20 protein-coding genes are annotated in these 26,730 nt (G+C 56.7%); 9 read left to right on the top strand and 11 right to left on the bottom strand.

Annotated features, from left to right (window positions below; all coding sequences use genetic code 11):
- Positions 1-220 precede the first annotated feature (220 nt).
- Both F1C16_RS11840 and F1C16_RS11835 read right to left on the bottom strand, forming a co-directional pair.
- Entirely contained in the window at positions 221-1,045 is an 825-nt protein-coding gene (locus F1C16_RS11840; protein WP_185280858.1) for a ParA family protein, read from the bottom strand.
- Positions 1,046-1,145: 100 nt separating this feature from the next.
- Positions 1,146-1,826, bottom strand: coding sequence for a metal-dependent hydrolase (locus F1C16_RS11835; protein WP_185280857.1), 681 nt, complete (start codon positions 1,824-1,826; stop codon positions 1,146-1,148).
- A 259-nt stretch (positions 1,827-2,085) separates the two neighbouring features.
- Between F1C16_RS11835 and F1C16_RS11830 the strand changes: the two genes are divergently transcribed.
- The 5 genes from F1C16_RS11830 to F1C16_RS11810 all read left to right on the top strand — a co-directional run bounded on the left by F1C16_RS11830 (position 2,086) and on the right by F1C16_RS11810 (position 7,344).
- A complete protein-coding gene (locus F1C16_RS11830) occupies positions 2,086-3,732 on the top strand; it encodes an ABC transporter substrate-binding protein (protein WP_258048888.1) in 1,647 nt (548 codons plus the stop codon).
- A gap of 115 nt (positions 3,733-3,847) precedes the next feature.
- Positions 3,848-4,897, top strand: a complete 1,050-nt coding sequence (arsS, locus tag F1C16_RS11825; protein WP_185280855.1) for an arsenosugar biosynthesis radical SAM (seleno)protein ArsS — start codon at positions 3,848-3,850, stop codon at positions 4,895-4,897.
- A 16-nt stretch (positions 4,898-4,913) separates the two neighbouring features.
- Positions 4,914-5,957 carry a methyltransferase domain-containing protein gene (locus F1C16_RS11820; RefSeq protein WP_185280854.1) on the top strand — a complete coding sequence of 348 codons (1,044 nt, stop codon included), beginning with the start codon at positions 4,914-4,916 and terminating at the stop codon, positions 5,955-5,957.
- 6 nt (positions 5,958-5,963) lie between these two features.
- Positions 5,964-6,698 (top strand): TIGR04283 family arsenosugar biosynthesis glycosyltransferase, encoded by a 735-nt coding sequence (locus F1C16_RS11815; RefSeq protein ID WP_185280853.1) that lies wholly within the window; start codon positions 5,964-5,966, stop codon positions 6,696-6,698.
- Between the two features lie 22 nt (positions 6,699-6,720).
- Positions 6,721-7,344: a TIGR04282 family arsenosugar biosynthesis glycosyltransferase gene (locus F1C16_RS11810; protein WP_185280852.1), complete on the top strand. Its 624-nt coding sequence runs from the start codon at positions 6,721-6,723 to the stop codon at positions 7,342-7,344.
- Between the two features lie 29 nt (positions 7,345-7,373).
- On the opposite strand, the gene F1C16_RS11805 is transcribed toward F1C16_RS11810, so the two are convergent.
- From F1C16_RS11805 to F1C16_RS11795, 3 genes are all read right to left on the bottom strand, one after another.
- Positions 7,374-7,919 carry a DUF6438 domain-containing protein gene (locus F1C16_RS11805; protein ID WP_185280851.1) on the bottom strand — a complete coding sequence of 182 codons (546 nt, stop codon included), beginning with the start codon at positions 7,917-7,919 and terminating at the stop codon, positions 7,374-7,376.
- Between the two features lie 172 nt (positions 7,920-8,091).
- A complete protein-coding gene (gene yidC, locus F1C16_RS11800) occupies positions 8,092-9,912 on the bottom strand; it encodes a membrane protein insertase YidC (RefSeq protein ID WP_185280850.1) in 1,821 nt (606 codons plus the stop codon).
- Between the two features lie 257 nt (positions 9,913-10,169).
- On the bottom strand, positions 10,170-11,816 hold the full coding sequence (locus F1C16_RS11795) for a CTP synthase (protein WP_185280849.1): 1,647 nt from the start codon (positions 11,814-11,816) through the stop codon (positions 10,170-10,172).
- Positions 11,817-12,002: 186 nt separating this feature from the next.
- On the opposite strand from F1C16_RS11795, the gene F1C16_RS11790 reads away from it, so the two are divergent.
- The 3 genes from F1C16_RS11790 (at position 12,003) to F1C16_RS11780 (ending at position 14,639) form a co-directional block, all read left to right on the top strand.
- Entirely contained in the window at positions 12,003-12,560 is a 558-nt protein-coding gene (locus tag F1C16_RS11790) for a hypothetical protein (RefSeq protein WP_185280848.1), read from the top strand.
- Positions 12,561-12,588: 28 nt separating this feature from the next.
- Positions 12,589-12,999 carry a VOC family protein gene (locus tag F1C16_RS11785; protein ID WP_185280847.1) on the top strand — a complete coding sequence of 137 codons (411 nt, stop codon included), beginning with the start codon at positions 12,589-12,591 and terminating at the stop codon, positions 12,997-12,999.
- Between the two features lie 290 nt (positions 13,000-13,289).
- Positions 13,290-14,639 carry a D-alanyl-D-alanine carboxypeptidase/D-alanyl-D-alanine-endopeptidase gene (locus F1C16_RS11780; protein ID WP_185280846.1) on the top strand — a complete coding sequence of 450 codons (1,350 nt, stop codon included), beginning with the start codon at positions 13,290-13,292 and terminating at the stop codon, positions 14,637-14,639.
- Positions 14,640-14,808: 169 nt separating this feature from the next.
- Here F1C16_RS11780 and F1C16_RS11775 read toward each other — a convergent pair whose 3' ends face one another.
- The 4 genes from F1C16_RS11775 to serA all read right to left on the bottom strand — a co-directional run bounded on the left by F1C16_RS11775 (position 14,809) and on the right by serA (position 20,706).
- Positions 14,809-15,942, bottom strand: coding sequence for an AhpC/TSA family protein (locus tag F1C16_RS11775; protein WP_185280845.1), 1,134 nt, complete (start codon positions 15,940-15,942; stop codon positions 14,809-14,811).
- 76 nt (positions 15,943-16,018) lie between these two features.
- Positions 16,019-17,140 carry a TlpA disulfide reductase family protein gene (locus F1C16_RS11770; protein ID WP_185280844.1) on the bottom strand — a complete coding sequence of 374 codons (1,122 nt, stop codon included), beginning with the start codon at positions 17,138-17,140 and terminating at the stop codon, positions 16,019-16,021.
- Between the two features lie 42 nt (positions 17,141-17,182).
- Positions 17,183-18,661 (bottom strand): TlpA disulfide reductase family protein, encoded by a 1,479-nt coding sequence (locus F1C16_RS11765; protein WP_185280843.1) that lies wholly within the window; start codon positions 18,659-18,661, stop codon positions 17,183-17,185.
- Positions 18,662-18,801: 140 nt separating this feature from the next.
- Entirely contained in the window at positions 18,802-20,706 is a 1,905-nt protein-coding gene (gene serA / locus F1C16_RS11760; RefSeq protein WP_185280842.1) for a phosphoglycerate dehydrogenase, read from the bottom strand.
- A gap of 298 nt (positions 20,707-21,004) precedes the next feature.
- On the opposite strand from serA, the gene F1C16_RS11755 reads away from it, so the two are divergent.
- On the top strand, positions 21,005-24,496 hold the full coding sequence (locus tag F1C16_RS11755) for a carbohydrate-binding protein (RefSeq protein ID WP_185280841.1): 3,492 nt from the start codon (positions 21,005-21,007) through the stop codon (positions 24,494-24,496).
- An 80-nt stretch (positions 24,497-24,576) separates the two neighbouring features.
- Here the strand turns inward: F1C16_RS11755 and F1C16_RS11750 are convergent, their stop codons facing one another.
- Positions 24,577-25,914: a discoidin domain-containing protein gene (locus F1C16_RS11750; protein ID WP_185280840.1), complete on the bottom strand. Its 1,338-nt coding sequence runs from the start codon at positions 25,912-25,914 to the stop codon at positions 24,577-24,579.
- A gap of 393 nt (positions 25,915-26,307) precedes the next feature.
- Complete coding sequence (locus F1C16_RS11745) at positions 26,308-26,697, bottom strand: VOC family protein (protein ID WP_185280839.1); 390 nt, start codon at positions 26,695-26,697, stop codon at positions 26,308-26,310.
- Positions 26,698-26,730: the final 33 nt, after the last annotated feature.

The raw sequence follows: 26,730 nt of genomic DNA, 5'->3' as shown, positions 1-26,730 counted from the left end.
TCAGCGGATAAAGCCGGATTCAAAAATACACAAACCGCCGGGAAGGTTAGGGAAATTTCGTTGGGTAGGGAAGCCGGGGACTGCTTCCGACTAAAAAGCTTTGTCATCCTGAGCAGAGCGAAGTACCTTCTCACCTAAAAACGAGTCGTTGGTACGAGCATCGTTCTTAGGCGAGAAGGTACTTCGCTCTGCTCAGGATGACAAAGCTTTTGATTAATAGTTATGCGGCCTCGTCGCTGGCTTCTTCTTGCTCTGCTTCAGCTTCTGGGGTAGCGGCTACCACGTTCTTCTCCACAATCTCGCGGGCCAAGTTCAGGTAGCTAATGCTGCCTTTGCTCTCAGCATCATGCAGAATCACGGGAATACCAAAGCTTGGCGACTCCGATAGCTTCACGTTGCGCGGAATAATGGTATCGAATACCAACTGCTGGAAGTGCAGCTTCACTTCCTCTACTACCTGGTTGGAGAGGCGCAGGCGCACGTCGTACATCGTAAGCAGAATGCCCTCGATTTCCAGCGTCTCGTTTAGGCGGCCCTGAATGATTTTCACCGTGTTCAGCAGCTTGCCCAAGCCTTCCAGCGCAAAATACTCGCACTGCACCGGAATGATAACCGAGTGTGCCGCCGTAAGGGCATTCACCGTAATCAGGCCTAGCGAAGGCGAGCAGTCGATGATGATGAAGTCGTACTGATCGGCCAGAGGGCGGAGCGCATCTTTCATCTTCTCCTCCCGGTTGGGAAGGTTAATCATCTCTACTTCAGCACCTACCAGGTCAATATGGGAAGGCATCAGGTCGAGGTGGGGAAGGATGTTGGTTTGCAGGATGGTGTCCTCGGCACTCACGCCGTCCACCATGCACTCGTACACGCTGTTCTCGATATCCTTGGGGTCGAACCCTACCCCCGACGTGGCATTGGCCTGCGGGTCGGCATCGACCAGCAGCGTCCGATATTCCAGCGCCGCCAGGCTGGCTGCCAGGTTAATGGCCGAGGTGGTTTTGCCTACGCCGCCCTTCTGGTTGGCTACCGCAATGATTTTGCCCATGTGTTTTAAAGCTGTTGGCTGTTAGCTGTTAGCTGTTAGCTTTTCTATAAAGTATACTCGCGCTGTAGAGAAGAATGTGGCTAGCAGCCAGCAGCTTCTGTTACAGATCAATCGTTTCGCCGATTTGCAACAGCGTCAGCTCTTTGCCGGCTTGCTGCGCTTTGTTTTTGGCGGCTTCCTGGTCGATTTTGATGGCCGGAAACGTGTCGTAGTGCATACCGATGAGCTTAGTGGCGCCTACCCAGTTGGCCGCAACCAGCGCATCATCAATGCCCATAGTGTAGTTGTCGCCGATGGGTAGGATAGCGAAGTCCAGCTTGTATTGCTCACCAATGATTTTCATGTCGTAGGTGAGGGCTGTGTCGCCGGCGAAGTAGAACGTTTTGCCTTCCGCTTCCACGATAAACCCAGCCGCCAGGCCGCCGTAAGTGCCGTCGGGGAGAGAGCTGGAGTGCGTGGCGGCTACCATTTTTACGGTGCCGAAGGGTAGGGTTACCTTGCCGCCAATGTTCATGGGGTAAGCAGCTTTCAGGCCTTTCTGCCCAAACCAGCCAGCTATTTCGGCAATGGCCACCAGTTCGGCGCCGGTGCGGTTGCCAATTTCTTCCACATCAGCCACATGGTCGCCGTGGCCGTGCGTGAGCAGAATGTAGTTCGCCTCAATCTTCTCTACCTCCACGTCTTTAGCTAAAGGGTTGGGGCGGATGAACGGATCAAAAAGCACTTTCTGCCCACCGGTTTCAAGAAGGAAGCACGCGTGGCCGAAGTAGGTCAGTTTCATATAGAGTAATGCAGGTGTGTCAGTTGCGGGTTATCAAGTTGCCGTTGTGTAGGATGGTTATCCCGAGCTTGCGAACGACCTCATGCCAATTGAACGACAAGCGTTAACAACGACTCGTTCCAGCGTGAAAAGGTCCTTCGCTGTGCTCAGGATGACAGTCTTATTTGATTGACAACTGACAACTAATAACCGCGAACAGCTTAGTTTAGCACAAAGATACACTGTTTCGCCTTTCTCATGAGTTCGTTTTTTGCGTCGTTTGGCCGGTTTTTCCTTTGTCTGCACGGGGCTGCTGAGCGGCTGCGGCGGCCCGGCGCAGCCCACCGACGACCGGCGCGTGTTTCGCTACAACCAGCCCGAGGCCCTGACCTCGTTGGACCCGGCCTTTGCCAACAAGCAGGCGAATATCTGGGCCGTGACCCAGCTCTACAACGGCCTGCTGGAGTTGGACGACAGCCTAAAGCCCGGCCCGGCCATTGCGCGCCGATACCAAATCTCGCCCGATGGCAAGACGTACACCTTCACCCTACGCTCCGGCGTGCGCTTCCACGACTCGGAGGTGTTTGCCGGCGGTAAGGGTAGGGCCGTCACGGCGCAGGACTTTGTATACAGCTTCCGGCGCCTGTTCGACCCCGCCACGGCCAGTCCCGGCGGCTGGATTTTTCGGGGGAAGGTGCTGGAAAACAGTCAGGGAGAAATTAGCGACACGGCCTTTGTGGCCGCCAACGACTCTACCCTGCGCATTTATTTAAAGGAGCCGTTTATCCCGTTTCTGGGCATTCTGACGATGCCCTACGCCTACGTGGTGCCGCGCGAAGCGGTGCAACGCTACGGCAAGGACTTCCGGGAGCATCCGGTGGGTACGGGGCCGTTTCGGTTCAAGGTGTGGGACGAAAGCAACGCCATCATCTACCACCGTAACCCGAGCTACTGGCGCCGCGACGCCCAGGGCCAGCCGCTGCCCTACCTCGACGCGGTGCAAATCAGCTTTATCACGGACCGTAAGACGGAGTTTCTGACGTTTCAGCAGGGTAAGCTGGATTTTCTGTCGGGTATTCGGGAAGGCTCGCGCGACCTGATTATGCACCCCGATGGCACCGTGCGCGAGGAATTTCGCAATAAATTCAGGGTAGAGAAAGTGCCCTACCTCAACACGGAGTACCTGGGCTTTCAGCTCGACCCCAAAAACCTACCTACCGACGACGACACGCCCGCTCTGCGCGACCGGCGCGTGCGTCAGGCCCTGAGCTACGCCCTCAACAAGCCCGAAATGGTGGCGTATTTTCTGAATAATGTGGGCGTGCCGGGCGTATCGGGCTTCGTGCCGTCGTCGCTGCCTTCATACAGCGCTACCCTGGTGCCGGGCTACGATTACCAGCCCCAAAAAGCGCGGGCGCTGCTGCGGGAAGCGGGCTTTGGTCCGGGACGGCCGCTGCGGCTGCGCCTGAGCACGGTGCAGGAACGCAAGGAAATCTGCGAGTACATGCAGAAGAAATGGGCTGAGGTAGGCGCGCAGGTTCAGATTGATGTGAACCAGGCCGCTGCCCACCAGGAGCTGGTGGATAACGGTCGTGCCGCCTTCTTCACCAAAAGCTGGCTGGGCGACTACCCTGACGCCGAGAACTACCTGGCCTTATTCTACAGTCCGAACTTCTCGCCCGCTGGTCCCAACAAAACGCACTATAAAAACACGATCTACGACCGTCTCTATCAGCAGGCTAACGGCGAGCAGAACACCGCTAAGCGCTACGACCTCTATCGCCAGATGGACCGCCTGATGATGGCCGACGCGCCCGTGGTGCCGCTTTATTATGATGAGGTAGTGCGCCTGACGCAGAATAATGTACGTGGCCTGCGGCCCAATCCCATGAACCAGCTCACGCTGGAGCGCGTTCGGAAGGAGTAAATATGCCATTCCGAGCGCAGCGAGGAATCTGAGTTTAAAGCTTCCATACTCAGATTCCTCACTGCGTTCGAAATGACACGTCGTATTGCTTACCTTATCCGTATCCCTACCCCGTATGAAATCCCTCCACACCCAGCAACACCCGCTCGCCGACCTCCGCTACCAGCTGAACGTGCTCACCCACGCGGAGGCTGCCGGTAGTCACTTGCCGCCGTTTGCTGCTAAGCTGCGCGAAACCGGATTGCTGCCTCTGCGTCCCACGGGCCTCACGGTGATGCAGATTAACGTGGGTAAGATGTGCAACCAGACCTGCCACCATTGCCACGTAGACGCCGGCCCCGACCGCACGGAAATCATGACCCGCGCTACCATGCAGCAGTGCCTCAATGCGCTGGCGCAGACCGATATTCCGGTGGTAGACCTCACAGGCGGCGCGCCGGAGATGAACCCGGATTTCCGGTGGTTTGTGGAGCAGATTTCGGCGTTGGGCCGCAGCGTGATTGTGCGCTGCAACCTCACCATCATCGTGGCCAATAAGAAGTACCACGATCTGCCCGAATTCTTTGCCCGGCACCGGGTGCGGGTGGTGTCGTCGCTGCCGTGCTACACGGCCGCGAATACTGATAAGCAGCGCGGCGACGGGGTATTTGAGCGTTCCATTCGGGCCTTGCAAATGCTGAATGCCGTGGGCTATGGCGTGGCCGATACAGGTTTAGTGCTGGACTTGGTGTTCAATCCTGGCGGCGCTTCCCTACCCGGTCCGCAGGCGGCGCTAGAAGTGGACTATAAGCGCCAGCTGATGCAGGACTACGGCATTGTGTTCAACAACTTGCTCACCATCACCAATCTACCCATCAACCGCTTCCTGGAATTCTTGCTAGAAAGCGGCAGGTACGAGCTGTATATGGAGAAGCTGGTGACAGCCTACAACCCTGCCGCCGCCGCCAACGTGATGTGCCGCAGCACGCTATCCGTGGGCTGGGACGGCCAGCTTTACGACTGCGACTTCAACCAACAGCTCGATTTGCTGGTAGAAGCATCGGCCCCGCGCCATATTCAGGATTTCGACCAAATGGCGTTGGAAGGCCGCACCGTGGTTATAAATCAGCACTGCTACGGCTGCACGGCTGGTGCGGGTTCCAGCTGCGGCGGCGCTACGGTCTAGTTATTTACTGAAAGCAATGGAGACTACTATTCAAAGCCAGGTGCGCGACTACTACGGCACGCAGCTGACAACCAGCCAGGACCTGAAAACCAACGCCTGCTGCACCACCGATATTCCGGCGGCGCACCGCCGAATTCTGGCCACGCTGGAACCCGAAGTATTAGATAAATATTACGGCTGCGGTGTGTGCGTGCCGCCAGCCGTGGCCGATTGCACCGTGTTGGACCTAGGTAGCGGCAGCGGCCGCGACGCTTTCCTACTCTCGAAGCTGGTGGGCGAAAACGGCCACGTGATTGGCGTGGATATGACCGACGAGCAGCTGGCCGTGGCGCGTCGGCATGTGGCCACGCACACCGAGCGGTTTGGCTACACCCAGCCCAATGTGGAGTTTCGTAAGGGCTACATTGAAGACCTGCGCACTGCCGACATAGCTGACAACAGCGTGGATGTGGTGGTGAGTAATTGCGTGCTGAACCTGAGTACCGACAAAGCCGCTACCTACCGCGAAATATTTCGGGTATTGAAGCCTGGGGGCGAGTTGTTTATCTCGGATGTTTTTGCTGATCGGCGCATACCCGAAGCCCTGCGCCAGGACCCTGTACTGTATGGCGAGTGCCTGAGCGGCGCGCTGTATGAGCAGGATTTTCGGCGCCTGCTGCACGAGTTGGGCATACGTGACTACCGCCTCACCGAGCGCCGCCGCCTGACGATAGAAAATGCGGAAATCGAGCAGAAAGTGGGCAATATCAAGTTCTACTCGCTCACGGTGCGGGCCTTCAAGCTTGACTTGGAAGACCAGTGCGAGGATTACGGCCAGGTGGCTACCTACCTGGGCTCCCTACCCGACGAGCCCCACGGCTTCACCCTCGACGACCACCATTACTTTGAAACCGGCCGGCCCGTGCTGGTGTGTGGCAACACCGCCGATATGCTCACCCAAACGCGCTACGCCTCGTATTTCAACGTGACTGGTGACAAAACCCGACATTTTGGCTTATTCCCCTGCGGTCCGTCTCCGTCCGCTAATTCCGATGCAGTGGACTCTTCCTGCAGCTGTTAGTTTCTGATGCCGTCGTCTAGCAGTTCAGGAAATAGTGCTGCCCCATCCGTCAGCATCATCATTCCTACCTTCAACGAAGCCGATTCCATTGCGGAACTGGTACGTTGCCTGCGCGCCGCTACAGTGGGCGATGAAGTGGAAATTTTGGTGGCCGATGGGCAAAGCCCAGACGCTACGGCGGCCCTGGCGCAAGCGGCCGGAGCGCGGGTAGTAGTGTGTCCGCGCAAGGGGCGTGCTGCCCAAATGAACCACGGCGCCCACATGGCTACCGGCGAGATACTGTACTTTCTGCACGCCGATACATATCCGCCTGCGGGCTTCCTCGCCGACATCCGGCAGGCGCTAGCGCAGGGATACCGCAGCGGCTGCTACCGCCTGGCGTTCGACCACCCGCACTGGTTTCTGCGTGCCAATGCGTGGTTTACGCGCTTTCCGTGGACGGTCGTGCGCTTCGGCGACCAAAGCCTGTTTGTGTCGAAAGCGCTATTCGCGCAGATTGGTGGCTTTTGGGAAGATTTATTGGTGATGGAAGATCAGGAAATCATCGTGCGGCTGAAAGCCCAAGGCCCGTTCCGGGTGGTGCCGCGCACCGTCACTACCTCCGCCCGCAAGTACCTCGATAATGGCGTGTATCGTCTACAAGGGTTGTTTACCAGCATTGCAGTGCTCTATTGGCTAGGCGTCTCACAAGAGAACCTGGTGCGGTTTTATCGATTTTTTATCCGCAAGGGCAAATTGTAGAGGCACAAGAAAAACCTGCTATATGACCGCACTGGATACCTCAATACACCTATTGATTTTTGCCCGCGAGCCGGTGCTGGGTCGCGTCAAGACTCGGCTGGCGGCTGGTATCGGGGCGGAAGCAGCATTGAGCGTGTATCGGGAACTACTGGCCCACACAGCGCAGGCCGTAACAGAGGCGCAGATACCTGCCACGGTGTGGCTGGCCGAGGAGCCTACCATCCCACTCGCCCCTAACGAAGCGCTGCCCGAGTGGCCTGATTTACCCTGGCGCGTGCAGCCTACCGCCGACTCACTGGGCGCACGCATGGCACACGCCTTCGCCGAAGCTTTTGCCACTGGTGTTACCCGCATTGCCATCATCGGCACCGATTGCCCCGGCCTGACAGCCGCGCACCTCACCCAGGCATTTCAACTCCTAACCGACCACGATGTGGTACTTGGCCCCGCCGATGACGGTGGCTACTACCTGCTGGGCCTGCGCCAACCGCAGCCGGTGCTATTCGCAAACAAAACCTGGAGCACGCCTACCGTCCTCGCCGATACCCTCGCCGACGCGCAACGACTGGGCTTGCGCACGGCGCTGCTCCCTACCCTCCACGACGTAGACTCCGCCGCCGACCTCGCCCGCTGGCGGGCAGGGTAGGGGCTACAGGCCGTAATGACGGCTCTTCTCTATCTCTCCAGACCGGCTGTTATCTTATCCATTTGCTCCGCAACGTAGGTAAGCAACTCTTTCAGTGGCGGGGGCGTGTCGTTGGTCAACTCAGCCTGCACAGTTTTCTGCGTGCCATCGGCTAGGGTAAGGGTGAGGTAGGTAGAGGGTAAGTCGCTGACGCCAGACAAATAGTGGCTTTGTAGCTGGCTGAAATGCAAGGCGTTGGCCTGCTGTATGGTCTGATTGATAACAGCAGTGGGTAGGCGCAACTCGTGCTTGCCTTTGAGCGTCACAAAATCGAGGCCCTCGTAGGCTACGCGGCCATCGGCGTACACGGTGGCAGTGTAGGCGGGGCAGGTGCCAAAGCAGCGCGTCTTACGAAACACCATAACGGGGGCGTCTTTCGCTGTTGGTTTTACTACGGGTTGGTCTCTTTGCGGGGCCTGTTGCTGATTCATGGCCGGGTCCTTTGCAGGGTCATACTGCACAGGCATGTTTCCCTGGGTAGGGGCAGGCGTTTGCGACGAGGTAGGCTGCTGGGCACTGGTGGAACAGGCCGCCATACTACCACACACAATAAGTATAGGCAACAGGGAAAGACGCATAGGAAGTAGGAGAATGTGCAGAAATAGTAGGCCAAAAACCAGGCCCAAGTATAGTGCCCTAACGTGTCACGCATAAAAAAGACCCACGCCGGGTAGGCGCAGGTCTTTTCAAACAGACAGAAAATCAGCCTTATTTTTTACCTCCTTGGCGCTTGGCGGCGGCCTCGCGCTCCTGGGTGGCCTTCATAGCCTCGGCCAAGCGGGCCTGGAAGCCGCTGGGCTTCTTGTCCTTGTTTTTCACCTGGTTAGCCTCCAGCTTCGCCCGAATCTTCGTGTCATCCACGAAGCTACGCGTGATGGCCTGCTGGGCAAACGTAACCATGTTCGACACGAAGTAGTACCACGTGAGGCCCGCCGCAAAGCTGTTCAGCACGAACATGAACACCAGCGGCATCAGGTAGCTGTAGAACTTCATAGGGCCCTGCATGGCCGTGTTCATCTGTTGGCTCTGCCAGGTCATGAGTAGGGTAGAGGCCGTCATGAGCAGCGTGAACAGGCTCACGTGGTCGCCGTACCACTTCACATAGAAAGGCAGCTTGATGAATACATCGTAGCTACTCAAGTCCTTGGCCCACAGGAAGCTCTGTTGCCGTAGCTCAATGGCGTTGGGAAAGAACTGGAACATGGCAAACAGAATCGGGATAGTGAGCAGGGTGGGCACGCAACCGCTCAACGGGCTCACCCCGAAGGTCTGGTACAGCTTCATCGTTTCCTGCTGCTGCTTCACCTGGTCGTCGGGGTACTTCTCCTTAATCTCGTCGATTTCGGGTTTCAGCACCTTCATGCGCGCCTGCGACTCATACGTTTTGTACGTCAGCGGCCACGTTACTAGCTTGATAATCACTACCAGAATGGCGATGATAATACCGTAGGAACCAATGAATTGCTCCAAAAAGTGGAAAATCGGAATAATCACAAAACGGTTCACCCACCGGAAAAAGCCCCAGCCTAGGTACACGTTGCGGTCAAACTCGGGCGCTACCTGCTTCAGCAAGCTAAACGAGTTCGGGCCGAAGAAAAACCGCATGCCGGCTTTGCCGCTCTGCGCGTCGGCCACCGGAATAGTGAGCGAAGAGGTGAGGGTTTTGATGAACGTGGAATCGTTCAGGTCTACCGTCGAGTTGAATTTGCCGGTCGAGAAGTTGTTGTCGGCAATCAGGCCGGCCACGAAAAAGTCGTGCTTGTGCGCGGCCCACTTCAGCGGCTCGTTGAAGGTTTGCTCCTCGGGATTTTCGCTGGTTTCGGCCAGGGCGCCGTGGTCGTCCTTCAAGTAGTAGTTGATGGTGCTGTGGTTGCGGTTCTGCTTGGCGTCCTGCTCCGTCTGGCGCACGTTATCCACGAAGGTGAGCGTGAGCGGCTCCTGCGCCACCACACGGTCTAGGCCCTGCATGCGCAGGTTGTAGCCTACCTCGTAGCTGCCGGGCAGCAGCGTATACACCTGCTCGATGCTGCCGCCGGCTACCTGGGCCGTGAAAGTCAGCCGCTGGCCGTTTTTGCCATCAGCTGCAAACGGCTGCGGGCCACTCGACTCAAAATACAGATCGGAGAAGCGCACCGTGCGGCCGTCCAGCGTACGGAAACGGGTGTCCAGTTTGGCGCTCTGCGCATCCAGCAAGAACAGCGGCTTGCCAAAAAATGTCTTGTAGTTGTTCAAGCGCACCGCTTCAATCAGGCCGCCTTTGCTGGTGAAGGTCAGGGTGAGGTTGTCGTTTTGCAGCTGCACCTGTTGGGCCGTGCCCTGTGCTGCGCCGGCAAAAGCGCCCAGCTGGCGCACAATCATCGCCGAATCGGGAGCGGCGGCAGTAGCGACCGTGTCGCGCACGACAGCCGTAGTTGCGGCTGGTTTGGTTGCGTGCTTGGCTTCTTCCTCTACCTTGGGCGCAAAGAAGAAGAGATACACCAGAAGCATGGCCGCCATCAAAAACAGGCCCGTTGCTGAATTTCTATCCATGAAAAATGGGTACTGAAAAAATAAAAAGTAGGAGTCGTGCCGCAAAAATCCGGCGCGACTCCTACAAAGGTCGTGGTTGTCAGGTGATTTTTCCTAGCCCGGTAGTTTTGGCAGGGAAAGAGTAGGCAATAACCTCTGTCATCCTGAGCAGAGCGAAGGACCTTCTCACGGTAGAACGAGTCGTTGTTACGCTCGTCGTTCTACCGTGAGAAGGTCCTTCGCTCTGCTCAGGATGACAGACGAATTCAATGCTTACCCTACAACTCGTTCTTATGCCGCTGAATAGCGGCTTTCACAAAGCGCACAAACAGCGGGTGCGGGTTCTGCACGGTGCTTTTCAGCTCCGGGTGAAACTGCCCGGCCACAAACCACGGGTGGTTGGGAATTTCCACTACTTCCACCAGGCCCGTGTCGGGGTTGGTGCCCGAGGCTACCATACCGCCGTTTTCAAATTGCTGGAGGTAGTCGTTGTTGAACTCGTAGCGGTGGCGGTGCCGCTCGCTGATGTGGTTGCGGCCATAGGCCTTGGCGGCTTTGGAGTTGCGGCGCAGCTCGCAGTCGTAGGCGCCCAGGCGCATGGTGCCGCCTTTCTGCGTAATAGCTTTTTGCGCCTCCATCATCGAAATGACGGGGTTCGGCGACATTGGGTCCATCTCCGTGGAGTTGGCGCCTTCCAATTGCAGCACGTGGCGGGCAAATTCCACCACGGCCACCTGCATACCCAGGCAAATCCCGAAGAAGGGAATCTTGTTCTCTCGCACGTATTTCACGGCCGCAATCTTGCCCTCAAAACCCCGCTCGCCAAAGCCCGGCGCCACCAGCACACCATCCACGCCGTGCAGCAGTTGGGCCACGTTATCGGCCGTGATGTGCTCCGACTGAATGCTGCGCAGGTGCACTTTGCACTCGTTTTGCGCGCCAGCATGTACGAAAGCTTCGTTGATGGATTTGTAGGCGTCGGGCAACTCTACATACTTGCCTACCAGTGCAATTGTCACTTCCTCGGTAGGGTTTTTCAGCCGGCCCAAGAAATCCTTCCAGTTTTCTAGATCGGGATGCGTGCCACCGTTTAAGCGCAGCTTCTTGATTACACGCTCGTCGAGGTGCTCCTTTAGCATCAGCAGCGGCACCGAGTAAATGGTGTCGGCATCGAGGCTCTCGATAACGGAGTTGATGTTGACGTTGCAAAACAGTGCAATCTTGCGGCGCATCTCCGGCGGAATCGGGTGCTCGGAGCGGCATACCAGAATGTCGGGTTGCAGGCCGGCGCTGCGCAGGTCGCGCACCGAGTGCTGGGTAGGCTTGGTCTTCAACTCACCTGCCGCTTTCAGGTAGGGTAGGAGGGTGAGGTGAATGACCAGGGAACTACTTTCCGGCAGTTCCCAGCGCAGCTGCCGCACCGACTCCACGAAGGGTAGGCTCTCGATGTCGCCAATGGAGCCGCCGATTTCGGTAATCACCACGTCGAACTGGCCGGTTTCGCCCAACAGCAGCATGCGACGCTTAATCTCGTCGGTGATGTGGGGCACCACCTGCACAGTTTTGCCGAGGTAGGCGCCCTCACGCTCCTTGGTAATCACGTGGTCGTAGATGCGGCCCGTGGTTACGTTGTTGGCCTGGGAGGTGGGCGTGTTCAGGAACCGCTCGTAGTGGCCCAGGTCGAGGTCAGTTTCGGCGCCGTCGTCGGTCACGAAGCACTCGCCGTGCTCGTACGGGTTCAGCGTGCCGGGGTCGATGTTGATGTAGGGGTCGAACTTCTGGATGGTGACCCGGAAGCCCCGCGCTTGCAGCAACTTGGCAAGGGAAGCGGAAATGATTCCTTTTCCGAGAGAGGATGTCACCCCGCCGGTGACAAAAATATACTTGGCCGTTGGAGCCGCGGACGTGGAGTTTCGGTCTGGCATAACGGGAAACAAAGGTACGAAAAGAAACCGGGCGGAGAGGTGTTGCTTTTCGGGTATTTCTGGCGTAGGGGAGGATAGAGGGCGTTAGAAAGCTAATGTGCTATGATTGCTTTGAAACAAGTGATGACAGCTATATTGTCCTACTGATTCATAGGAAGCGAATTAATAGCAAAACAAGAAAGACTCATGGCAGATAAGCTGTATCTTAATTCAATAGATTTAACAGGAGAATATAGTCCTTCGTGGTCGAATATTCCGAATGATACATGGCGAACTATACTTGAAGAGTACTTCTATAAAATATCAGATAGTTTTGCTTTTATGAATGTTTATAGTGAAAATGATTTATCTCCAAAGTATCTAGATTTTTTTAAGAATTGGAATCTTGAGAAAATGAATTTGGTAGAAGTAAATGATGACATTGTATGCAGGTTTAAATTGAATGATGATTGCAAAGAAAGATTGTTGAGACAAGATTTTTCAGTGCATGAGATAGGGATGTTTCCACCTAGAAATATTTTTGAATACGATGAAAAGCATTACTATTATGAATTTGATGAACTATACTTTTTTTATGGTAATAAACTCATTGGTATTTTTATCAATCACGAAAATATGATTCAATTTGAAAATTTAAATGAGCAAGAGCTTGTCCTTTTGCAAAAACTTGATAAAAGCATCTCAATTGATATAATTGATGAGGCTGCTTTTCAAAAATGTATTCAGGATAGACATGTGAGTTAAAAAGAGTACTTAATTTTTTGCTTTCTGTATGAACATAAAAATAAACCACCTGCAACACGTCGGTATTTCAGTAACAGATATCGAATCGTCGGAAAAGTTCTACCAACGCCTGGGTTTCGAAAACGTGATGACCTCTACCTTTGCGCACGAGTGCAGCGAGGGTAGGGTAATGATGATGCAGCACGGAACGATTATCGTGGAGCTGTACCAAATGCCCGAGCCCACGCTAACGGAAATCAGAAAGCGCACAAATGGTAAAATCGACCACGTGGCGTTTGATGTCGATGATATCGACGAAACCTACGCCACGCTGAAAGCAGACGGGTTTCATATCGTAGAGGAGGCGCCGGTGTATCTGGGTTTCTGGCAAAAGGGCTGCAAATACCTCAACATCCTGGGGCCTGATGGCGAGCGGCTGGAGTTTTGCCAGATTCTGTAGAAGCGGCGTAGCCAGTGCGCATAGGAAGTGCTGCTTCGCGGCCGTTCTTCGCACTCGCTCGGCTGTGTCGAGTGAGCACTACGCCCCAGCAGCTTTGCTGCGCGCGTCTGCGCTAACCCCAGGTCAATTTCACTCAGACGACGCAAACGGATTCGGGGCGCAGCCCCTCAGGCGTAGGACTCACTCGGCACAGCCGAGCGAGTGCGGAGGGCGAGGGCGCAGAGTTTGACGCGCCAAAAACCACCCACCCCGTTTTGTTCTCCTGCGCAGCTTCCGCATCTTGCGTGTCTATGCTGACTGCTTTTTGCCGCCGCGCCGCGTTACTGGCGTTTCTGTTGCTGCCTACCCTGGCGGCTGTTGCCGCCAACCCGCCTACCCCGCGCCCGCCCGATACGGCGTGGCTCACCAAGCTGCTCACCGAATCGGCGGTGCTGCGGCAGCACCACGTGGGCGTGAGCCTGGTGGATGCAACGACGGGCGAAACGCTCTACGAGCAGCAGGCCGACCGCTACTTCATGCCGGCCAGCACCATGAAGCTGTTTTCGCTCTACGCCGGCCTGCACCTGCTGGGCGACTCCCTCCCCAGCCTGCGCTACGTGCGCCACCAGGACTCGCTGATTTTCTGGGGCACCGGCGACCCTACCCTGCTGCACGGCGACGTGCCCTCGCGCCGCGCCTTCGACTTTCTGGCCAGTCGCCCCGAGAAGCTGTACTACGCCTCCGTGCCCTGCGTGTCGGCGTTTGGGCCCAGCTGGAGCTGGGACGACTACAATTATTACTACCAGCCCGAACGCGGGCCATTTCCGCTGTACGGCCACACCGTGCGCTTCTACGCCCGCACCGGCCCTACGCCGCACCTGCGCTTGGTGCCGCGCTACTTCGCGCCGGTGGTAGAGCCCATGCCCGCCAACTATCCCGCCGCCGCCGACGACCACGTGCGCCGGGCCGTGTTGGAAAACCGCTTCTTCGTGTTGCCGTGGGCCAAGAACTGGATTGACGAAACACCCTTCCGGGTAGGGCCGGAGCTGACGCGGCTGCTGTTGCAGGATACCCTGCACCGACCCGTGGTGGCAGTGCCATTCCGCTCGCACGCCACCGAAACCGTGTATACCGTGCGCGGCCTACCCGCCGACTCGCTGTACCAGCGCATGTTGCAGGTATCGGACAACTTTCTGGCCGAGCAGTTGCTGCTCATGTGCGCCGGCCAGCTTCGCCCCGATTCACTCAACTCGGCCCTACCCATCAAAGTCACGCTGGCCAACTACCTCCGCGACCTGCCCGACGCGCCGCATTGGGTAGACGGCTCGGGCCTTTCGCGCCAAAACCTCGTCACGCCCCGCGACCTGACGGTACTGCTACTCAAGCTGCACCAGGAAGTAACGGAAGCGCGCCTATTGAGCCTGCTGGCGGCTGGCGGTGGCCACGGCACCCTGCGCCGCGTGTACCGCGACCCGAAGGGTCCGTGGCTGTGGGGCAAAACCGGCACGCTCAGTAACACGCATAACCTCTGCGGCTACCTGCGTACCAAGTCGGGTAGGCTGGTGGCGTTCAGCTTTCTCAACAACAATTATGTGGTGCCCACCAGCGCCGTGCGCGCCGAGATGGAGCGCGTGCTTACGCAGGTACGAGCACGTTGGTAGGGTAGGGGACAAGCAAAAAAGCGCCTTCTCAGGTGAGAAAGGCGCTTTTCAGAACGTCATGCTGAGCGGAGTCGGAGCATCTCTACCGTGAGTAATCCTCCCTAATTGCAGTGAAGCGGTAGAGATGCTTCGACTTCGCTCAGCATGACAACAACTATCGGACGATAACCTACTTGATGTACTTGGCTAGCGTTGCGCGCAAGTCGTCGCCGCGCAGGTTGGTGGCGACGATTTTGCCGGTGGGGTCTACCAAGAAGTTCTGTGGAATAGCCTGCACGTGGTATTGCACAGCCACGTCGTTCTGCCAGCCTTTTAGGTCTGAAACCTGCGTCCAGGCCAGTTGGTCGTCGGCAATGGCTTTCAGCCATTTCTCGCGGGCCTTTTCGTTGTCGAGCGACACGCCCAGAATGTCGAAGTTCTTGGTTTTGTAGTCGTTGTAGACTTTGGTGACGTTGGGGTTTTCCTGGCGGCAGGGGCCGCACCATGACGCCCAGAAATCGACCAGCACGTATTTGCCACGGTAGTCGGCCAGGGAAACTTGCTTGCCGTCGGGGGTTTGCTGGGTGAAGTTAGGAGCTGTAGCGCCGATTGAAACGGCTTTGATGGCTTGCAACATTTCCCCGTATTTCTTGCCTTCGGGGCTATTCTTCACTGCCGGCGACAACGACTCGTACAGCGGCGCTACCTCGGCATAGCTGGGTACGGCTCCGCCTACCTGCTTCACCGCGCCCAGGCTCACGGGCGAGTTGGGGTTGGCCTTCACAAAAGCCAGGTAGTGCTGCTTGCTCTCGGCCGAAATGGCTTCTTCGCGCTCATCCAGCTGCTTCATAAAGGCTGGATCTTTGCGCTGCTCGGGCGAGGCGGCGCGGTAGTCGACCATCAGCGCCTTCATTTTGTCGTTGGCGGGTTTCAGAGTGGCTTGTAGCTTCTGGTGCTCCGCCGTAAGCTTGGAGCCGGTGATTTTGGCGGTGGTCAGTGAATCGGCGCTGGTGAGCATTACCGGACCTTTTTCCAGGAACAACGTCGTGCGGTCGGCCTTCATGAAATTCGCGAGCGTTTGCTTCAGCTTGCCGTCGCGGGCCAGCACCAGCATCACTTGCTGCGGTGCTTCCACGGTGCCTTTCAGCTCAAAGGCGCCGTTGGTGAGGGCGGTGGAGTCGGTAAACTTGCCGTCGCGCAGCATATATACCTTGGCCGGCGCGCTGAGCTTGCCAATTTTGCCTTTCAGCGTGTAGGGGGTAGGGGTTTGCGCCTGCGCTAGCCAGGGTGCTACCAATAGAAGTCCAAGCAGGTGTTTTTTCATGAGAGCAGAGTAGAGATAAGGTAGGGATTTGGAGGTAAGCTGTACTAAAGTAGAGTATTACGTTCAGCGGGTTGCATTACTTAATATACTTGGCCAAGGTCGTTTGCAGATCGGCGCCGCGCAGATTCACGGCTACTATTTTGCCGCTGGGGTCAACCAAGAAGTTCTGCGGAATGGCTTGTATGTGGTAGCGAGTTGCAACGTCACCTTTCGTGCCTTGTAGGTCCGATACCTGCGTCCAAGCCAACTTATCTTCCTGTACGGCTTTCACCCACTTTGCTTTTTCATCGTCCAATGATACGGCCAGGATATCGAAATTCTTGCCTTTATAAGTAGTATAAGCCTTCGTAACGTTGGGATTTTCCTGGCGGCAAGGGCCACACCACGACGCCCAGAAGTCGACCAGCACGTACTTACCGCGATAGTCGGCCAACGATACCTGTTTGCCCTCGGGGGTGTGCTGGGTGAAGTTGGGCGCCTGCGCGCCAATAGCAATAGCTTGCAACCCTGGCAACATTGCTTTGTAACGTTGCCCTTCAGGAGTGTTTTGAAGGGTAGGCGACAGCGCATTATAAAGCGATGCCAGCTCTGCATATTGGGGCACGTTGCCCGCTGCAAACTGCATCACGTCTAGGCTCACCCAGGAAGCAGGGTTGGCTTTAATGAAGGCTGCGTAGGCTTGCTGATATTCCTTGTTGATGTCATTAAATTTTTCCTGCATACGCTCCCGGAACGCTGGGTCCTTCTGTTCCTGCGGCGAGGCTTTCTGGGCTTCTGCGCCGAAAGCCTTTGTTTTGGCTACGATAGGCGCAAAAGAAGCCTTCATTTTGTTATATTCCGCTGTCATTTGCGTACCCGTAAACGTGGCATTCGGCAGTGAATCGGGGGTAGCAACTATCACGGGGCCGGGCTCTAGAAAAAGTCTGGTACGGTTGCGGGAAAGTGAGAAACCATCTTTCAGCTTGCCATTGCGCTGCACCACAATATCCACCTCCATGGGGCGGTCAGTGGAGCCTTTAAACTCAAACGCACCATCTTTCAACACAGTGGAATCCAGTGGTTGAATACCCCGCACCAAATAGATTTTCGCTGGCGCATTGAGCTTGCCAACGGTGCCTTTCACGGTGTAGGGAAAGGACGTTTGCGCCTGCACTAGGTAGGGCGCTGCGACTAATAGGGTAAGCAGATACTTTTTCATGAAAATAGAAGTAAGTAGGTGAAAGAATAAAGCGTTTGTGTGCTACTTGATATACTTGTCTAAAGCCGCCTGCAACTCGTCGCCGCGCAGGTTAGTGGCTACTATTTTGCCACCAGGGTCTACCAGGAAATTCTGCGGAATGGCTTGTATGTGGTAGAGCTTGGCCGCCTGATTGTCCCAGCCTTTCAGGTCCGATACCTGCGTCCAGGCGAGTTGGTCCGTTTGCACAGCCTTTAGCCATTTTTCGCGGTCTTCTTCACTGTCAAGTGAAACGCTCAAAACATCGAACTTCTTGTGCTTGAACTCATTATAAAGTTTTACAACGTTAGGATTTTCGGCCCGGCACGGCCCGCACCACGAGGCCCAGAAATCAATTAATACATATTTGCCGCGGTAGTCAGCCAACGATACTTGTTTGCCCTCGGGCGTTGGCTGGGTGAAGCCAGGGGCATGCGCACCCACGGCAGTAGCAGCCAAAACGGATAACTTCTCGCCGTATTTCTTACCTTCTGATGTGTTTTTTATTGCAGGTGACAGCGCTTTGTAAAGCGGAGCTACTTCGGCGTAGTCTGGTACCGGGCCACCAATCTGCATCACAGCGTCCAAGCTGACGTAGGAATCGGGATGAGCTTTGACGTAGGCGGCCAGTTGTTGATTACGTGCCTTGCGGCGCTGCTCATGTACGGCCTGATAAGTGGCTGCCTGCGATTCTTGGTACTGCACAACCGCCTTCCTTATCACCGAATCTGGGACAACTGGAAGAGCTTGCGGTTGCGCGCTGGCTACCTGGTTGGGCATCTTCGCCGTAACGCGGTAGGCACTGGCTGGTGGACTACTCGCCTTCTTGACCACCTGTAGCAGTTCGCCGTATTTCCGGCCTTCGGGGCTATTGCGCACCTCCGGGCTGAGCGCCTGGTAAAGCGTTCCTACTTCTGCGTAATTGGGCACAAACAAGCCGCCAGCCTGTTGAAGCGCATCTAAACTTACAAAGGAGGTAGGATTAGCCTGGGCGTATGCTTTCAGTATTTGTGTACGCTTTTTAGTAAAGATAGAGTCCTGCGCCGCTTGCCATTCTTTAATAGCCAGCGTGTCGGTAGTTTGGGGTGGTAGTTGGCGCTTGTGTTTAGCATATGCCTGTTTAATAGATGCTTGCAGCGCCTGATACTCCATCATGGGTTTTGGTCCCTTGATGATGGCTTTGTGTATCGAATCGGTGCTGCTTACTGTGATAGTGCCTTTGCTCAAGAACAACGATAATCGTTCAGCTCCCACTGTGTAAACACTTTTACCATCCCGCGCCAACAATAGCCACGCCCAACGGGGCGTATCAACAGTGCCTGTTATTTCAAATACACCGTTGATGGGCGAGGCAGAAGCGATAAAATCACCATCGCACAACATATACACTTTATCTGGTGGATTTAGCTTGCCAATAGTGCCTTTAACGGTGAAAGGAATAGGTGTTTGCGCCTGTGCTACCCAAGGCGCCGCGAGCAATAAAACAAGCAGATACTTTTTCATTGAAATAGAGCTATAAGTGAAAGAACAGGTACTACACATATAATTTTAGCTGGCCTAAACGCCAAGCGCCGCGCAAAACCCGGGCGGCGTCTCCCTGGGTTCTGCGCGGCGCTTAGCACAGCAGGTGGCTGAAAGACAGCCTAATATAGCACCCGAAACTTAATGGTGTGCTCTACCTGGCGCAATTCGTCCAGCAGCTCGGGCTCGTATTGCTTGTCTACATCGGTAATCACGTAGCCGATGTGCTCGTTGGTTTTCAGGTACTGCCCCAGAATGTTCACGTGGCGGGTAGCCAGCACGTTGTTGATGCGGGCCAGCACGCCGGGCACGTTGGCGTGAATGTGGATGAGGCGGTGCGCCTGCTGCTCGGGCAGTTGGATGTTGGGGAAATTGACGCTCTGCTGGGTGTTGCCGCTGTTGATGTAGTCCATGATGCGTTCGGGCACAAAGTGCGCAATGTTGCGCTGGGCCTCGGCCGTGCTGCCGCCAATGTGGGGCGTGAGCAGCACGTTGGGTAGGCCGCGCAGCTCGCTTTCAAAGCTTTCGTCGTTGGTCTTGGGCTCGTGCGGGAATACGTCGATGGCCGCACCGCCCAGGTGGCCCGAGCGCAGAGCTTCGGCCAGGGCCGGCACATCCACCACGTGGCCGCGGGCGTTGTTGATGAACAGCGCACCGGGCTGCATCTGGGCAAAGTGCTCGGCCCCGATGAAGTTCTTGTTCTCGGGCCTGCCGTCAATGTGCAGGGTCACGATGTCGGCTTGTTGCAGGAGCTCGTCGAGGGTGCGGCACTTGGTGGCATTGCCGAGTTGCAGCTTCTCGGCCACATCGTAGTAGTACACTTGCAGGCCAACGGCTTCGGCCACTACTGAGAGCTGCGCCCCGATGTTGCCGTAACCCACAATACCCAGCTTTTTGCCGCGAATCTCAAACGCGCCCTTCGCCGACTTGTCCCACTCGCCCTGGTGCATCTTGGGGTTTTTCTCCGGAATGCGGCGGGCCAGCATGATGATTTCGGCCAGTGTCAGTTCCACCACCGAGCGGGTGTTGCTGAAGGGGGCGTTGAACACGGCCACGCCCTTTTTCATGCAACCCGTGAGGTCAATCTGGTTGGTGCCGATGCAAAAGGCGCCCACCGCAATGAGACGGTTGGCGGCGTCCAGCACGCGCTGCGTAACGTTGGTTTTGGAGCGAATACCCAGAATGCTCACGCCCTGAATGCGCTCCACCAGCTCGTCCTCGTCCAGCCCGCCAGCCACAATATCTACCTGGTAGCCTTCGTCGCGGAACAGCTTTTCGGCCGAGGCTTCAACATTTTCGAGTAGCAAGACGCGGATGCGGTTTTTGGGGTAGGAAAGCGACATGGGTAGTTTGTTCTGGTACAAAAACTCGTCGAAAGAAGGTAGGATTTCGTCAGCGCAGGCTACCACGGCGTCGCGCGACACGTTTTCGGTGAAGGCGTAGAAGCGGTTGGCTAGGCCCGCTTCGCGGATTTGGTAGTCGGTGTAGCCGTCGCCGAGGGCATACACGTCGCCGGTCAGGTCGAGGCGGCGCAGTTGCTCAATCTTGCCACCGTCGCGGCTGAGCACATTCTCCGGGTCGAAGCCGGTGATGCGGCCTTCCTGGTCGTAGGTGAAGGTGTTGGCCAATACGTAGTCGGCGGTGATGCCGAAATCGGCCACCACCGGCTCAATAAATTCCCGGAAGCCACTACTAATAATATATACCCGGCCCGGAAACTGCCGGAAAAAGTCGCCGTTGCGCCGGATGCTGTCCGATACTTTGCCCTTCAGGCGTTCTACCAGCAGCGGCAGGTGCTCACGCCGGGCCGGCAGCAGCGCTAACCGCCGCCGCAACGACTCCGAAAAATTAATACTGCCATTCATGCCCTGGTCGGTGAGGGCGCGGATTTCGCCCACAATTTTCTCCCGGCTGGGGTCGCCAGTGAGGGCAATGTCGGCTAGCTCGTCGAGGCCTTCCACTTGCGTGAACGTGCTGTCGAAGTCGATAATGAGGTAGGGGAGGGGAGCAGTAGGAGGAGAAGACATAGAAAAAGCAAGGTAGAACAGAATGACGGAACAAGCGCATCTGAAAGGTAGAACACGCTGTGTTGCTCAATTTTTTACGGTTATGGGCTATACGCTTACAGCACACGCAACCGGATTCTGACTGGAAAGATGGGGTGATTTACGCAAAGCAGCGCTTTCAAGTACCTGATTTTTATCTTTTATTCAGGCTATTATCCAGTAAGTGCGGCTGCTGTATGCGCCGCTTGCTACCCCGTGGTGCCCTCGTGCGTGCCGCCTACCCTTCCGACCCCTAACCTTTCCAAACCCCACCATTCGCATGAAAAAAATGCTACCCGCACGGGCCGTCTGGCTCTTGCTATTGTTGCTGCTGGGCGCTGCTCCCGGCTACGGCCAACTACTGCGCGCCGATGGCCGCCGCATCGTGAACGACCAAGGGCAGGAGGTGCTGCTACGCGGCATGGGCCTGGGCGGCTGGATGCTGCAAGAAGGCTACATGCTACAAACGGAGAGCGTTGCCAACACCCAGCACGAGCTGCGCGCCAAGATCAAGGGCCAAGTAGGCGACGCGCAAACCCAAGCGTTCTACGACGCCTGGCTCGATAACTACATCACCAAGCGCGACGTGGATTCGCTGGCGCGCTGGGGCTTCAACTCTATCCGCCTACCCCTGCACTACAACCTGTTCACGGCGCCCATTGAGGAGGAGCCGGTGGCCGGGCAGAATACCTGGCGGCCGAAGGGTTTCGAGCTGACCGACCGCTTGTTGGAGTGGTGCAAGGCCAACCACGTGTATTTGATTCTGGACCTGCACGCTACCCCCGGCGGCCAGGGCAAGGATGCCGCTATATCGGACTACGACCCCAGCAAGCCCGCCCTGTGGGAAAGCGCGGCCAACCGCCAAAAAACGGTGGCCCTGTGGCGGCGCATTGCCGAGCACTACGCCAATGAGCCCTGGATTGGCGGCTACGACCTCATCAACGAAACTAACTGGAACTTCACGGCTGGCGCCGGCGCCCAGGGCTGCGACGAGCAGACCAACGCCCCGCTCAAAGCCCTGCTCACCGACATCACCGCCGCTATCCGGGAGGTGGATAAGCAGCATATTATCTACATCGAAGGCAACTGCTTCGCCAACAACCACAACGGCTTGTGGCCCATGAGCGACAACAACGTGGTGCTGAGCTTCCATAAATACTGGAACTACAACGACAAGGCTTCCATCCAGGGAATGCTGGATCTGAGCAGCCGCTATAACGTGCCGCTGTGGATGGGCGAGTCGGGCGAGAACTCCAACCCCTGGCACCGCGCCGCCATTAAGCTGCTGGAAGACAACCATATTGGCTGGTCGTGGTGGACGTACAAGAAGGTAGGGCTGAACACGCCGCTGGAAGTGCGCAAGCCCGCCAGCTACCAGCGCCTGCTCGATTACTGGAAAGGTACCGGCGCTCAGCCTTCGGCCGCCGATGCCTCGGCCGCGCTGCTGGCGTTGGCCGATAACTACAAGCTAGAAAACTGCTTTTATCACCCCGACTACATCGACGCCATGTTCCGGCAGGTGCAGATGCCCGCCGCCACCAAGGCCTTTAAACCCTACACGCTCAATACAACTACGCCGCTGTTTGCCGTCGACTACGACCTGGGCCGCAACGGTGCCGCCTACTACGACCTCGACACGGCCACGTACCATACCAATACCAACACCTATCAGGCCTGGAACCAAGGCTGGAGCTACCGCAACGACGGGGTGGATATTGAAGGCAACTCCGACGCCGTGAGCACGGGTTACGGTGTGGGTTGGATTTCGACCAGCGAATGGCTACAATACACCGTGCAAGTGCCTACCACCGGCCTCTACGATGTGCAGGTGCGCATTGCCTCGGCCAGCGGCGGCGGGCAGATTCGGTTGACCAGCAACGGCGTGCCGCTCACCAAAACCGTAACCCTACCCAGTTCCGGCGACTGGTCGAAATGGACCTCAGCCGACATCAAGGACCTGTACCTGATGGCCGGCACCAACCAGTTGCGCCTGTACGTGGTGAATGGTGGTTTCAACCTCAACTACCTGCAATTCAGTGCTCCGCACGCGGCCACGGCGGCGCCGCAGCTGCTGGCAGCTACGACGGCCGAGGTAGGCAAAAGCATTGTGCTGACATTCAACCAAGCGCTGGCGGCCGTGACGACGCCCGCGGGCTTCTCGGTGCAGGTGAACGGTACGGCCGCTACCATCAGCGCGGCAGCGCAGCCCGCGGGTAGCTCGCAGCGGCTCACGCTCACGCTGGCCCAGCCTGTGATCTACGGCGACGTGGTGACGGTGAGCTACGCTGGCACTGCCGTCGCCAACGACGCCGGCGTGGCGCTGGCCGCTTTCACCAACCAGCCCGTGACGGTGGATCTGGTGAATCCGGCCACGCAGAAAATCATTCCGGGGCGCCTGGAGGCCGAGAACCTCGACGTGAATGAAGGCGTGAGTATTGGCGGCGCGGCCGACGTGGGCGGCGGCTCGCAGGTGGGCTACCTCAACCCCGGCGACTATTTCGGCTACAACGTGACGGTGAAGGAAACCGGCACCTACCAGGTAGACTACCGCGTAGCCAGCGACAACGCCGGCCCCAACGTCATCAACGTATCGAGCGTGGTGAATGGGCAGACGACGCTGCTGGAAACCCTCACGGTGGCTCGCACCAACGGCTGGCAAACCTGGCAAACCGTGTCGGGCAAGCCCTTTAGCCTGACTGCTGGCGACCAGCAGCTGCGCATCGATGTGGTATCGGGCGAGTTCAATCTGAACTGGATGCAGTTCCGCCTGACCAGCGTGCCAGCCGGTACGCCGTTGCGTGTGGTGTCGGGTGAGACTAATGCAGATGGCACGGCCGTGCTGTTGACGCTGAACCGGCCCGTGGCGCCTACCTCCGTCAGCAATAAAGGCTTTGGCTTGCTGCTGAATGGTACGGCCGCTACCATAGGTGCCGCTTCGCTGAACGCCACTCAGCAAGTGGTGTTGGTGCTGCCGCAAGCCGCCACGCCTACCACCGTGGTGAAGGTGAGCTACGACGGGACGGGCGACGTGAAAGCCACCACCGGCGAGGCGCTGCAAGCTTTTGATGCTCAGTTTATCATCAATAAAGTAGAAGTTATTACTAACCTGATTCCGGGCAAAATCAAGGCGGCCAACTTCACCGTCAACAGTGGCCTCGAAACCGAAAATAGCTCCGACACCGACGGCGGCCTCAACGTGGGCCACGCCGACCCCGGCGACTACCTGGAGTACGTGGTGCGCGTAAACCAGTCGGGCATGTACCAGGTAGACTACCGCGTGGCCAGCGAGTCGACGGCGGGGGCGGTGAAGCTCCAGTTGATGGACAGCGGCACGGCGCAAGACCTGCACACGGCCGCGTTTGCCGTCACGGGGGGCTGGCAAACCTGGCGCACCTTCACGGCGCCTACCCTGGTGCCGCTTACCGCCGGGCGCCACGTGCTGCGCGTGCTGATGCAGACCAGCTCCTTCAACCTGAACTGGCTGGAATTCAAGTATCAATCAACGCTTAGCAACAAAACCGCACAGGCTGCGGCTATCCTGTCAGTGTATCCCAATCCCAGCCGCGGCAGCTTCCGGGTGCGGTTCGAAGACGGCCGGCAGCAGCCTACCCGCGTGGTGGTGCGCGACCTCACAGGTAGGGAAATGCTTGTGCAGGTTCCGCCCAAAAACGCTTCCGAAATGACCGTACGGCACACCCTCGCGAAGGGAGTATACCTGCTCGAAGCTGAACTGCCGAACCGCAGCGTAGTGCAGAAATTGATAGTAGAGTAAGCTACCTCTTGCCAATGAAACACAGAAAAGCCCGCTACCAACCAATGGTAGCGGGCTTTTCTGTTTGCTAGACCAGCAGCTTACTGTTTCACCACTCTGGTTTGATACACCACGCCGGTAGCATTGCGCAGGGCCAGAAAGTAGATACCAGTAGGGTAGGCGCGCAGATCCAATACCAAGTTGTTCTGGCCGTATTCTTCCGCCACCGTGCGCTGGGCTACGGCTTTGCCTTGGGCATCGTATACGTGCAGCACAACCGGGGTAGGGGCGGTGGTGGTCCAGGCCAGGCGAGCCTCTTCTGTGGTAGGATTGGGGTAGACGCTGTAGGTAACAGCTGCAACAGCTTTCTGGCGAGTTACTTGCGTGGCTATTACTGGGCTGTACGTAGTGGTGCCGTCGGTGTCGGTTTGGAGCAGGCGGTAGTACACTAGGCCCGTTGGGGCGTTGGTATCCAGGTATTGGTAGGTGCGCGAGGTAGAGGTGGTGCCGGCACCGCGCTGGTAGCCAATACGTTTGAATTCAGTGCCGTTTGCGGAGCGTTGCACCTCAAAACCCTGGTTGTCTTTCTCGGTGGCCGTGGTCCAGCGCAGTTGCACGCCGTTGTGGCTTGCCGCCGCCGTGAAAGACATTAGCGTGACGGGTAGGGGAACCAAGGCGGCGCCGTTACCGGAACCATATACCGCAAACTCGTAGAGCGAATAGCCATACTGAGTGGTGCGGGCGGTGCCGTACATCCGTACGTAGCGGCCCTGCACGCTGAGGCCAGCATAATCGTTGAGGAGGCTGGTGTTGCCGGTCACCTTCCGTACGGTAGTCCAGGTGGTGGCATCGTTGGATACCTGCACCAGAAAGTCTTTGCCGGCTGCAGTTTCCCAGATTAGCTTGATTTCGTTGATGGTATATACTTGGCCCAAGTCCACGTACAGCCAGCCTGGGTCGATGCCGTGGGTACTTTCCCAGCGTGTGTTGTCTTTCTCATCAAATGCGTTGGCTGTGGTGTTGTTGCCGAGGGTAGAGGAGGCAGTGCCAGGCTTCCCAAAGGCTAGATTGGATACATTATACACCCCAATCTCAAACAGCGAATAGCCATATAGCTCTTGGCTGCGGGCGGTGCCGTATACCCGCACGTAACGGGCCATGGCATGCAGCGCCGAAAAGTCGTTTACCAGTTCCGTATTGCCGGTGATAGTACGGATTGTTGTCCAGTTAGTCCCATTATTGGATATCTGAAGAAGGTAGTCTTTAGCATAGGCTCCTTCCCAATTCAATTTCACCCGATCAAATGAAACGATAGAGCCCAGGTCTACATAAATCCATTCCGGATCGTGCTTAAACTGGCTCGACCACCGCGTATTTAACTTACCGTCGGTGGCCGCAGAAGCGGGGTAGCTTGCTTCGTTTTCGAAAGACGAAGCCATAGTAGGCTGATTCAGAGCAAGGTTTACTACAGTCTGAGCACGGGTGCTTCCAGCTAAGATAACAAAGAAAAGTACTGCTAGTAAACGCTGGGTGAAATGCTGCATAACAACGGGTAGAAGAAATACTAATTGGATGCAGCAAAGGTAGAATGCGTATTAATGTATGTACATCTATTTCGGCGAATGTTCAGTTGTGCACGATAAAATGAATAGTAGACTATCTATACGCTATTATTCCTAAAAAGAGAAATAGAAATATAGTAGAGCGGAATATTTTCTTAGCCTGCGCTGAGACAAGAGTATTACAATGAAATATTGCTATATCACCCCACGCAAAAAAGCCAACGAGCGCGCGGCTGTTGGCTTCTGCTGCTAAGACCAGTAGTGGAAAATCTACCCCTCGTACAACTCCAGAGGTAGGCCGTCGGGGTCGGCGAAGAACGTGAAGCGCCGCCCGGTAAACTCGTCTACCCGAATGGGCTCGGTCTGGACGTTGTGCTGCATCAGGTGCGCCACGGCCGCATCCAGATCGGCTACGGCGAAGGCCAAGTGGCGCAGGCCCGCCGCCTCGGGCCGACTGGGGCGGGGCGGCGGGGTAGGAAACGAAAACAACTCGATAATGTATTGCCCATCCAGCAGCAAATCCAGCTTCCAAGAGTCGCGCGCCTCGCGGTACACCTCGCGCTCTACCTGCAAGCCTAGCACCTGCGTATAAAAGTGCTTCGAGACGGGGTAATTGGTGCAGATAATGGCAATGTGATGGACGCGTTGCAGCGCAAGCATAGGCTGTGCTTTTTTACGGTAGGGTTTTGTTTA

The organism is Hymenobacter sp. NBH84, assembly GCF_014217645.1.
GTDB classification, from domain to species: Bacteria; Bacteroidota; Bacteroidia; order Cytophagales; family Hymenobacteraceae; genus Hymenobacter; species Hymenobacter profundi.
This window is presented reverse-complemented; position numbering and strand designations above follow the sequence as displayed.